General features: G+C 74.5%; 13 protein-coding genes. 5 read left to right on the top strand and 8 right to left on the bottom strand.

Annotated elements, in window-relative coordinates; all coding sequences use genetic code 11:
• Positions 1 to 520: 520 nt before the first annotated feature.
• From MNZ27_RS13580 to MNZ27_RS13560, 5 genes are all read right to left on the bottom strand, one after another.
• A complete protein-coding gene (locus MNZ27_RS13580) occupies positions 521 to 997 on the bottom strand; it encodes an FAS1-like dehydratase domain-containing protein (protein ID WP_242394623.1) in 477 nt (158 codons plus the stop codon).
• A gap of 1 nt (position 998) precedes the next feature.
• On the bottom strand, positions 999 to 1,406 hold the full coding sequence (locus MNZ27_RS13575; RefSeq protein ID WP_242394622.1) for a MaoC family dehydratase: 408 nt from the start codon (positions 1,404 to 1,406) through the stop codon (positions 999 to 1,001).
• Between the two features lie 93 nt (positions 1,407 to 1,499).
• Positions 1,500 to 2,645 (bottom strand): SDR family oxidoreductase, encoded by a 1,146-nt coding sequence (locus MNZ27_RS13570; RefSeq protein WP_242394621.1) that lies wholly within the window; start codon positions 2,643 to 2,645, stop codon positions 1,500 to 1,502.
• A 7-nt stretch (positions 2,646 to 2,652) separates the two neighbouring features.
• Positions 2,653 to 3,288, bottom strand: coding sequence for a dephospho-CoA kinase (gene coaE / locus MNZ27_RS13565; protein WP_242394620.1), 636 nt, complete (start codon positions 3,286 to 3,288; stop codon positions 2,653 to 2,655).
• A gap of 5 nt (positions 3,289 to 3,293) precedes the next feature.
• Positions 3,294 to 3,800: a hypothetical protein gene (locus MNZ27_RS13560; protein ID WP_242394619.1), complete on the bottom strand. Its 507-nt coding sequence runs from the start codon at positions 3,798 to 3,800 to the stop codon at positions 3,294 to 3,296.
• A 22-nt stretch (positions 3,801 to 3,822) separates the two neighbouring features.
• Here MNZ27_RS13560 and MNZ27_RS13555 point away from each other — a divergent pair, with 22 nt between their 5' ends.
• Positions 3,823 to 4,344: a cytochrome c family protein gene (locus MNZ27_RS13555; RefSeq protein WP_242394618.1), complete on the top strand. Its 522-nt coding sequence runs from the start codon at positions 3,823 to 3,825 to the stop codon at positions 4,342 to 4,344.
• A 7-nt stretch (positions 4,345 to 4,351) separates the two neighbouring features.
• Positions 4,352 to 4,996, top strand: coding sequence for a ribosome biogenesis GTP-binding protein YihA/YsxC (gene yihA, locus MNZ27_RS13550; protein ID WP_242394617.1), 645 nt, complete (start codon positions 4,352 to 4,354; stop codon positions 4,994 to 4,996).
• 63 nt (positions 4,997 to 5,059) lie between these two features.
• Here the strand turns inward: yihA and MNZ27_RS13545 are convergent, their stop codons facing one another.
• From MNZ27_RS13545 to greB, 3 genes are all read right to left on the bottom strand, one after another.
• On the bottom strand, positions 5,060 to 5,353 hold the full coding sequence (locus MNZ27_RS13545) for a YtxH domain-containing protein (protein WP_242394616.1): 294 nt from the start codon (positions 5,351 to 5,353) through the stop codon (positions 5,060 to 5,062).
• A 147-nt stretch (positions 5,354 to 5,500) separates the two neighbouring features.
• The gene (locus tag MNZ27_RS13540; protein ID WP_242394615.1) at positions 5,501 to 6,007 is read right to left on the bottom strand and encodes a hypothetical protein; all 507 of its coding nucleotides are present in this window, start codon (positions 6,005 to 6,007) and stop codon (positions 5,501 to 5,503) included.
• On the bottom strand, positions 6,004 to 6,486 hold the full coding sequence (gene greB / locus MNZ27_RS13535; protein WP_242394614.1) for a transcription elongation factor GreB: 483 nt from the start codon (positions 6,484 to 6,486) through the stop codon (positions 6,004 to 6,006). Before greB ends, MNZ27_RS13540 begins: the two co-directional genes overlap by 4 nt.
• Before the next feature lie 85 nt (positions 6,487 to 6,571).
• Between greB and metF the strand changes: the two genes are divergently transcribed.
• The 3 genes from metF to MNZ27_RS13520 all read left to right on the top strand — a co-directional run bounded on the left by metF (position 6,572) and on the right by MNZ27_RS13520 (position 8,978).
• Positions 6,572 to 7,474: a methylenetetrahydrofolate reductase [NAD(P)H] gene (gene metF / locus MNZ27_RS13530; protein WP_242394613.1), complete on the top strand. Its 903-nt coding sequence runs from the start codon at positions 6,572 to 6,574 to the stop codon at positions 7,472 to 7,474.
• 100 nt (positions 7,475 to 7,574) lie between these two features.
• Entirely contained in the window at positions 7,575 to 8,198 is a 624-nt protein-coding gene (locus MNZ27_RS13525) for a DUF2845 domain-containing protein (RefSeq protein ID WP_242394612.1), read from the top strand.
• 261 nt (positions 8,199 to 8,459) lie between these two features.
• A complete protein-coding gene (locus MNZ27_RS13520) occupies positions 8,460 to 8,978 on the top strand; it encodes a hypothetical protein (RefSeq protein ID WP_242394611.1) in 519 nt (172 codons plus the stop codon).
• Positions 8,979 to 9,348 lie beyond the last annotated feature (370 nt).

The following is a 9,348-nucleotide window of genomic DNA, read 5'->3' as shown; positions in this document are numbered from 1 at the left end:
ATCGGGACCGCGCGGACTCGCGGCGCACGGTGCCCGCCAAGCGCTGCGAGAGAGGCCTTCTCGGACGATCCGGGCTCGCGAAGCGTCACCCACCGGAAAATGCGTCAACCGCCGAATGGTGAAACTGGGGTTCCCGCGAAAGGGCTGCGGCCCAACGCTCATCGTGAAGCCGTCGGGCTACTCGAACCATGGTGCCGGCGGAAGCTCGTATCGCTATCGGTGAAACGCGGGTTTCTTCGAGGCCGATCTTGCGCAGGCGGGTTCCCATGCACTGCGGCGCCCCGGCCTCTCCATCTTCCCGAGCCCAGACCGCTCGTCATTCAGGGGCGTTCGTCTGCAAGGTCCCTATTCGACCGGCCCTGCTCTTCGAGCGCAGAGTTGATGAATCCCCGGTCTTCCAGGGCACGGCTGCGCTGCTCGGTCCTCGTGTGCCCCCCGCTCGGCGACGGCGTCGTGAGCCTCGCGACGCTCGACGCAAGACGCCATGACCAACTGACGGCGCGGGCCCTCGGGTTCGTCATCAGTTCCTGATGATCGCCGTCCAGACGCCGCGCACGACCAGCGCGCCGCGCTGGTTGCGGGTCTCGGTGGTGACCTCGAGGAAGTCGAGGTTGCCGCGCTCCTGGATGCGCGTGATCTCGCCGGTCGTCTCGAGGAGATCGCCGGGGCGGATGGGGTCGCCGAGCTCGAACGCCTGCTCGGCGTGGACGAGCCGGAGCACGTTCACGGCGAGCGCGGGATCCGCGCAGGCGGTGGCGAAGGGCTGGATCGCGAACGTCGCGGCGAAGGTGGGGGGAGCGACGATCCCGCCGTGTGGCGAGGCGCTCGCCGCGGCCTCGTCCCAGGTCCACGGGTGGTACGCGGTGGGCGGCGCGCAGAAGACGCGGCCGGGGACGCCGCCGCCGGTCGCGGCGACGAAGTCCTTCACGTGCTCGAGCCCGACCGCGAACCGGTACGGGCCGTAGCGCCGCCCGAGGTGCTGGTGATCGATCGCCACGTCATCCCTCCGCGACGTGGCCTTCGGCCACCGCGCCCTTCAAGACGTCCTCGCCCTTCTGGTTCGTGGCGGAGATCTCGAGCTTCACGCTCGACCCCTCGACCGCCAGGCAGCGGCCGCGGAAGGTGAGCACGTCGCCGACCTGCACCGGCTTCGTGAAGCGCGCCCGGATCCGCCGGAGGCGCGCGGGGTCGTCCAGGTAGGCGACGCACGCGTCGGACAGCCACGAGAAGGTGCACATGCCCTGGAGGATCACGCCGGAGTAGCCCGCCGCGCGGCCGACCTGCGCGTCCACGTGGATGGGGTTGAAGTCGCCGGAGGCGGCCGCGTAGTAGATCGGCCGGTACGGATCGACCTCCCGTACGGACTCGAAGGTGTCGCCGGCGGTGAAGTCCTGGAGCCGTTTCATGAGATCCCCTGTGCGAGCTCCTACGTAGCACAAGACCGGCCCCGGAGCAGGGGCCCGACGAGGCGGGGCGACGCGGGGCGCCGACGCGCAGCGTCACGCTCCCGGTGGGAGGGGGTCGAGCGGGTCCACGACGTCGCCGGCGAGCTGCGCGAGCTCGGCCTCGCGGCGCTTTGCGAACGTGGCCTCGACGAACTCGACGAGGCGATCCAGGTAGCTCGTGATGGGGGGGCACCGGATCCCGGTCCCGTCCAGCAGGTCGAGGAGGTTGCGGCAGTTGTAGATCGCAAGGTGGTTCACGTAGTCGATGGCTGGCCGGTGGACGCGCGAGAGCCGCTCGAGGAAGGGGAGCTGGAGCAGGGCCTGGAGCGCGCGCGCCGGCACCGAGACGGACGGCAGCTTCTTCCCCGCGCGCGCCGCGATCATCTCGTAGACCCGGCGCGCCGAGAGCGGCGAGGGATCGACCACGTGCACGGTGCGGCCCGCCCCGGCCGGGTTCGCGGCGATGGAGACCGTCGCGTCCACCACGAAGTCCACGGGGACGACGTTGAGCGGCGCGAGGGCGTCGCCGGGGAGGGGGAGCGGGACCGCGACCGGCGAGGCGACGAGCAGGATCGCGAGCGCGTACGGCCCCTCGAACCGATCGATCTCCCCGGTCCGCGAGTCGCCGACCACGATGCTCGGCCGGTAGATGGTGGCCGGCAGGTCCGCCTGGGCCCGGCGGACCAGGAGCTCGGCCTGGTACTTCGTCTCCTCGTACGCGTTGTGGAACCGCTGCCGCATCGTCAGCTCGTCCTCGAGGATGACGCCGATCCGATCGCCCGAGACGAACGCGGTGGAGAAGTGGTTGAGCCGGGACAGGTGGCGGGCCGCCGCGGCGAGCTCGACGACGTTCCGCGTGCCCTCCACGTTCACCCGCCGGAGCTCCGCGCGGCTCGCGGCGAGGCCCGTCCGGCCGGCCAGGTGCCACACGTCCGTGACGTCGCGGGCGAGCGCCTTCCACTCGTTGCCCGCGAGGCCGAGGTGCATCCGCTCGACGTCCCCCTCGACGAGGACGGCGTGCTCCGCGCCGATCGTGCGGAGATCCTGCGCCGCGGCGGCGGCGTTCTTCTGCTGGACGAGGAGGACGAGCCGGCCGCCGTCGCGGGCCGCGTCCGCCACCAGCCGCCGCACGAGCCGCTTCCCGATGAAGCCGGGGTAGCCGGTGACGAAGTGAACCCGCCCGTTCGCGCTCGTCCCCATCTTTGGGTCAATAGCGCACGGGGGGCGCGTTGGGAAGCCTCCGCCCGAGGCCCGCGCGGAGATCGGCGAGGAGCCGGTCGGCCTTCGCGGCGAGCGCGCCGGGGACGTCCGCGTTCTCCACGACGAAGTCGGCCCGGGCCGCCTTCTCGTCGAGCGGAAGCTGGGCCGCGAGGCGCGCGTCGGCGTCGGCGGGGGCGAGGCCGTCGCGGCGCATGAGCCGCTCGCGCTGGACCTCCCGCGGCGCCCAGACCACCACCACGCAGTCGAGGGTGGCGTCGAGGCCGACCTCGTAGAGCAGGGGCGTGTCGTAGAGCACGAGCTCGTGTCCCGCCGCCGCCAGACGGCGCGTCTCCTCGCGCATGGCCTGGCGGATGGCGGGGTGGGTGATGGCCTCGAGCGCACGGCGCGCCGCCGGATCGGCGAACACCCGCGCGGCCAGCCGCTTGCGATCGAGGCCGCCGTCCGCGGCGAGCACGCGCGGGCCGAACTCCGCGGCGATCCGCGCGAGCGCCGGGGAGCCCGGCTGCACGACCCGCCGCGCGAGCGCGTCCGCGTCGACGACGGGGACGCCGCGCTCCCGCAGGAGCGCCGCGAACGTGCTCTTGCCGGACGCGATGCCGCCGGTGAGGCCGACGACGCGCATACCCGCTACCGGGCGCCGGACGGGGGCGCCGCCCGCTCGGCCGCGGCCGGCCTCGCCTCGGCGCTCGCCGGCGCCTTCGCGCGCGTGCCGGCGGTGTAGGAGAACGCGGCGACGTTCCCGTCCTTGTCGAAGAACACGGTCACGCCCTGCTGCGGGTACAGCCAGACCTTCTGGAACGTGTCCTCGACGAAGCTCCGCTGCGGCGGCTTCCCGTACGTCCCCTCGACGGTGGCCCCGTCGAGCGGCTCGCTGACGAAGACCGTGATCTCCTGGACGGTGCCTGCGGCGTCCACGTGGAATTGGGCCTGTTTCGTCCCCTCGAGGGCCTGCTCGCCGGCGTAGGCGAGCACGGTCCGCGCGCCTCGTCGCGCGCGGGTGCTCGGCTCCCCGAACCGCTCGATCACCTCGGCCTGGGTGGAACGGCCCGGGGCGACGCCCTTCCACGGCCGGGCGGAGCCGCGCACGGGCGCGATCGCGAAGATCGTCACCAAAGCCAGCGTTCGAAGGCGCATGAGACATTATACTGCGGCCTCCGTGAGCCGAACGTCCGTCCGAGCCCTGGCCGCCGTCCTCGTCCTCGCCCCCGTCGCCCCGCGCGCCCTCGACGGGAAGGTGGGGCCGGAGGCCTGTCGCGCGTGTCATCCCTCCGCGTATGACGCGTGGCGTGCCACTCCCCACGCCCGCGCGCTCGAGAGCCTGCCGGAGCGGAGCCGGAAGGACGCGCGCTGCCTCTCCTGCCACGCGCCCGATCTCGCCGACGGGCTCTCCGGCGTCTCGTGCGAGGCCTGCCACGGCGGCGGCCGGGTTTACGAGGCGCCGTACGTCATGCGCGATCCCGAGCTGGCCCGCGCCGTCGGGCTGGTCGTCCCGGGCGAGCGCGGCTGCCTCGCGTGCCACACCGACACCACGCCGAGCCTCGAGCGGTTCGACTACGCGCGGAAGCGGCGGCTCGTCGCGCACGGCCGGGAGCCGGCCCCCACGAAGCCCACCCGGACGGCGCCGCCGGCGCGGCCCGCCGGATCCACGCGTCCCACCCGCCCGACGGGCGAGCGATAGGAGCCCCTTGCCGATCCAGGTCGTCTCCGCCGAATTCCACAAGACCGCGACTCGCCCCGACGAGTGGCCGCGCGGCCCCGTGCCCGAGGTGGCGTTCGTGGGCCGCTCGAACGTGGGCAAGTCGTCGATGCTCAACGCGCTCACGCGTCGCAAGGGGCTCGCCCGCGTATCCGCGACCCCCGGCCGGACGCGGGCGCTCCAGTTCTTCGACGTCTCGTTCAGGCCCACCCCCGCGGCGCGGCCCCGCCCGCTCCGGCTGTGCGACCTGCCCGGCTACGGGTACGCCAAGGTGGCGAAGGCCGAGCGCGATCGCTGGGCCGCGATGATCGAGGGCTACCTGCGCGAGCGCGACGTGCTGCGCGCCGTCGTCCTGATCGTGGACGCGCGCCACCCGCCGACCGAGGGCGACGAGGACGCGGCGGCCTTCCTCCAGGCGGCCGGCCGCCGCCTCGTCGTGGCGGCGACCAAGATGGACAAGCTGCCGAAGGCTCGCCGGGCTGCCGCCCTCCAGGCCGTCGAGCGGGCCCTCGGGATCCCGCGGGGCGAGGCGGTCCCCTTCTCGGCGATGGAGGGCACCGGTGGGGACGCGCTCTGGGCGCGCCTGGCGGCCCTCGCCGCCGAGGAGCCGGACGCCGCTCCACGGCGTGAATGAGCGCCGTGGCAGGCGAGGGAGGCCGGCGGACGTCCGGCCCCTCGCCCGCGCCGTGGTGCGGCTTCAGTGCTCGGTCGAGGACGCCTGCACGGACGCTTCGCCGCCCATCGTCCGGTACTCGGGCGCGCCGCCGCGGCCGACGCGGTTCCGCCACGCCTCGGTCATCATCGCGCGCATGTCCTCGCCCCGCTTCGGCGCGAAGAGCAGGCCGAGGCCGGCGCCGACGAGGACGCCGACCGAGAACAAGCCGAGCCCCGTGAAGAAGTCGCTCGTCGGTGTGTGCGTCTCGAGCCCCACTCGGCGCAGCAGCTCCTCGCGATCCAGCAGCCTCCGCATCCCCTTCCAGCCCATCGCCATGTCCCCTCCGCCCGGTCGCGATCTCGCGCCAGGCGTCACGCTGCGCATCAGCCGGGGCTTGATCGAGTCCCCGGCGGGCGGCCCGGCGCGGCGATCGCGGGGACCCGGGAGACGCGGAGCGGGCGGCCGCGAGGCCGGCGGGCCGGCTCAGCCGCGCCGGCGCGCCTCGAGATCGTTCAGCATCGCCTCGAGGCGGCGCTCCTCGCGCGAGACGTCGAAGCCCGCCGCGCGGGCTCCGTCCACGATCGCGAGGCACAGGAGGAACAGCGACACGTGGGTCCGGTCCGCCGGCTCGCCGGGGTGGGCCACGAGGAAGTGCTCGAGGCGCGCCTCGGCGCCCGCCAGATCCCGCAGGCTGACGGCGTCCGGCAGGCCGTCGATCGGCCCCGTGCCGGTGGTGACGGGGGGAAAGACGATCCCCTGGTCGGCGAGCGCGAGCTCGCCGCCGTCCTCGCGGCCGAGGGCGAGATAGGGGCGGCCCGACTGCCGATCGCGCCGCTCCTCGAGCCGCGAGATCTTCCCCACGTCGAGCGGCAGCGTCTTCCCCGAGGCGACGTCGAGGAGCAGCTCGCCGTCGAACAGGATCGAGCCCGGGTGCTCGCGCGCGAAGCGCTCCAGGCGCGCAAGGACCGCCGCCCGATCCGCCACCGTCACGGCCGCTCCCAGCCGATCTCCACGACGGTGAGCTCCGTCTCGCCGGCCGGACGCTGGACCGTCACCTCGTCACCGGGGCGCTTGCCGAGGAGGGCCCGCCCGAGCGGCGCGTCCACGCTGATGAGCCCCCGCCCCACGTCGAACTCGTCCGGGCCGACGAGGCGGTAGGTGCGCTCCTCGCCGTCCTCGTCCTCGACCGTCACCCACGCGCCGAAGAAGGCGCGGCCGGTCGGGTGGGGCTTCGGCTCGACGACCGTGAGGGAGTCCATCCGCTGCGCGAGGAAGCGGAGGCGCCGGTCGAGCTCGCGGAGCTTCTTCTTGCCGTAGATGTACTCGGCGTTCTCGCTCCGGTCCCCGAGGGCGGCGGCGGCCTCCACCTCGGCGACGACGCGGGGACGCTCCACCGTCCAGATCCGGTCGTGCTCGGCGGCGATCCGGCGGTATCCCTCCGGGGTGATGTAGCGAGGCGGCCTCGGCATGGCCCAGTGATTCATCGGAGCCGCGCCGGTGTCAACCGCCGCGGGAGTGGCGCGGGTGGCGGGGGAGAGGGTAGTCTCGCAGGTCGTGCGCATCGTCGACCTCCTGCGCTTCGCCCGCGAGCGGGGCGAGCCCATCTTCTCCTTCGAGTTCTTCCCGCCCAAGACGGCGGACGGGGAGCGCGCGCTCTTCGAGACCGTGGAGGCGCTGCGCCCCCTCGGGCCCGCCTACGTCTCCGTCACCTACGGCGCCGGCGGGTCCACCCGCGCGATGACCGTCGAGCTCGTGAAGCGCCTCAAGCGCGAGAGCGAGGTCGAGGCGATGGCCCACGTCACCTGCGTGGGAGCGTCCCGGGACGAGATCGCGGCGGTGCTCGACGAGGTGGCCGAGGCGGGGGTGCAGAACGTGCTCGCGCTGCGCGGGGATCCGCCGCGCGGCCAGCCCGGGTTCACCCCGCACCCCGAGGGCTTCCGCTACGCGAGCGAGCTCGTCGCGTTCATCCGCTCGCAGCCGCAGCGCTGGAAGTTCTGCATCGGCGGCGCCGCCTACCCGGAGGGCCACCCCGAGACCCGCGACCTCTCCCAGGACGTCCGGAACCTCAAGGCCAAGGTGGACGCGGGCGCCGACTTCCTCGTCACCCAGCTCTTCTTCGACAACGCCCACTACTTCCGGTTCGTCGAGCGCGCCCGCGCCGCCGGGATCACGGTCCCGGTGCTCCCGGGCATCATGCCCTTCACCAACGTCGAGCAGGTCGAGCGCTTCACGGCGATGTGCGGCGCCACCATCCCGCCGCTGCTCCGCGCGGCGATGGAGGTCCGCCGCACCGACGCGGACGCAGCGCACGTGCTCGGGGTGGCGTACGCGACGCTGCAGTGCGCGGATCTCCTCCGGCGCGGCGTGCCGGGCGTGCACTTCTACACGCTGAACCGCTCGCCCGCGACGCGCGCCATCGTCGCCGCGCTGCGCGCCAGCGAGCCCTGGCGCGGCTGACGCGCCCGCCTCGCGGGGCAACCCGCGCGCGGCGCGCGAACGCTCGCCTCGTGGTGAAGTCCGTGCTAGCGTCGAGCGGTCGCCTGCCCACGGAGGATCGATGCGCCGTCTCGTCCGCCGCCTCGCCGCGCTCTCCGCGCTCGCCCTCGCCGCGTCCGCCGACGCCTCGGAGTCGTCCGTCGTGTGCGACGGCGGTCGGGTCGCGGTCGGCGACCTCGAGCTGGACCTCCGCGCGAAGTGCGGCGAGCCCGCGCTGCGCGACGCGCGCGACGCCTCGACCGTCGTGGTCGCGGCCGGGGCCGGGGCGATCACCGGCGGTGGCGCGAGCGCCGTCGTGGAGCAGTGGACCTACGACTTCGGCCCGAACCGGTTCCTCGCGCTGGTCACGCTCGAGGCGGGGAGGATCACGCTCATCGAGCGGGGCGGCTACGGCTACGGCCGCGTCCAGCCCGCGCGCGGGTCGCCTGCGCAGTGCGACACCTCACGCGTCCGGCCGGGCGACGTGAAGCTCGACCTGCTCGCACGCTGCGGCGAGCCGGCGACGAGACACACGCGCCGGGAGCAGCGGCCGGTCCCTGCGGGCGGCGGGGCCACCGCCTTCGTCTCGGTGGAGGTGGAGGTCTGGACGTACGATCCGGGGCCGCAGCGGTTCGTCTCGATCGTCACGCTCGAGGATGGGCGCGTCGTCTCCGTGGACCGCGGCGGATACGGTCACGCGCGCTGATCGCGTCCCGTCGAGCGCTCGCCCCCCGCTCGCGCGCCCGCGCCGGCGGGGCGCCAGGGTACGCCCGCCGCCGGCCCGGGACACGGACGCGACGCGCGCCGCTCGGACGGTCGGCCGCGCTCGGACGGTCGGGGGCGGGGGGGGGGGGGGGGGGGGGGGGGGGGGGCGGGGGGGGGGGGCGGGGGCGCGCGCGACGGGCGGCCGCGCTCGCGAGCGCGGGGGCGTGGGCGCGCGCCCCGGTCGTCCTTACCGTTCGAGCCTGTGGCGGGCTGGATCACGATCGCGTCGCTCCTCATCACTGCGCCTCCGCCGGGCGGCGACGTGGCTGCGCCGCCGGTGGGCGGCGATGTAGCCGCGCGCGCGCCGGCGGAGGAGGCGGCGCTTCCCCCGGCGGACCCCAGGCTCGCGGTGCACGTGCCGCGGTTCCTCGGCAGTCCGCGGGTCGACGCCGCGTACACGCGCAGCGGAGGCGTGGCGCCCCCGCCGGCCTGCGTGGCGGATCTCTGCCAGCCGCGCGTGGCGGTCCCCGGGTACGACCCCCGCGTCACGATCGTGGGCCGGCGGACGGAGCTCGCGGTGAAGCTGCTCGACCGCGCGCACCTGGAGCCGTTCGCCAGCTTCTTCTGGTTCCTCGCGGCGACGGGCCTGCGCCTCGACTACTCGCCGCCGAGCTTCGACGGCCCGAACGCCGGGCGCGCCGGGTGGGGGCACGCCCAGGTGCTGCTCCGGTGGCGCATCGACGCGTCGAGCGCGCCGGTGTGGCCGGAGCGTCATCGCTGAGAGCTTGTCGAAGAATTCGACGAGCTCTCAGGCCGACCCGCGTGAGCGGGGCGGCGGGTGGGGTGAAGCGCCCGAATTCACTTCGGGCGCGAGGGGCGGGCGACCCCCCGCCCCCCCCCCCCCCCCGCGGGGGGGGGGGGGGGCCCCCCCCCCCCCCCTCCTGGCTGGTCAAGGCCCGTCGATTGTTCGACGGGCCTTGACCGCTACGGCCTCGGGAGCACGAGCAGGAGGAACGCGATGAACGCGATCGCGCCGATCACGACGTAGGTCGCGAGGAGCAAGGCATCGCGGAGCGGGTGCGGCGATCCCGGCATCGACCGTAGAGTATCCTCCTTCGACGGCGTGCGCGATAGAGCGCACCCTCCGTGAC

This window comes from Anaeromyxobacter oryzisoli (assembly GCF_022690765.1).
In the GTDB taxonomy this organism is placed as follows: domain Bacteria; phylum Myxococcota; class Myxococcia; order Myxococcales; family Anaeromyxobacteraceae; genus Anaeromyxobacter; species Anaeromyxobacter oryzisoli.
The sequence above is the reverse complement of the archived record's forward strand: the minus strand, read 5'-3'. Positions and strand labels throughout refer to the sequence as shown.

What these genes read in the sequence shown, in the direction of transcription:
- MNZ27_RS13545 (WP_242394616.1), bottom strand. Translation starts at nt 5,353, where the DNA reads ATGGCGATGGGCTGGAAGGGGATGCGGAGGCTGCTGGATCGCGAGGAG.
- MNZ27_RS13570 (WP_242394621.1), bottom strand. Translation starts at nt 2,645, where the DNA reads ATGGGGACGAGCGCGAACGGGCGGGTTCACTTCGTCACCGGCTACCCC.
- coaE (WP_242394620.1), bottom strand. Translation starts at nt 3,288, where the DNA reads ATGCGCGTCGTCGGCCTCACCGGCGGCATCGCGTCCGGCAAGAGCACG.
- MNZ27_RS13575 (WP_242394622.1), bottom strand. Translation starts at nt 1,406, where the DNA reads ATGAAACGGCTCCAGGACTTCACCGCCGGCGACACCTTCGAGTCCGTA.
- MNZ27_RS13560 (WP_242394619.1), bottom strand. Translation starts at nt 3,800, where the DNA reads ATGCGCCTTCGAACGCTGGCTTTGGTGACGATCTTCGCGATCGCGCCC.
- MNZ27_RS13525 (WP_242394612.1), top strand. Translation starts at nt 7,575, where the DNA reads ATGCGCCGTCTCGTCCGCCGCCTCGCCGCGCTCTCCGCGCTCGCCCTC.
- greB (WP_242394614.1), bottom strand. Translation starts at nt 6,486, where the DNA reads ATGCCGAGGCCGCCTCGCTACATCACCCCGGAGGGATACCGCCGGATC.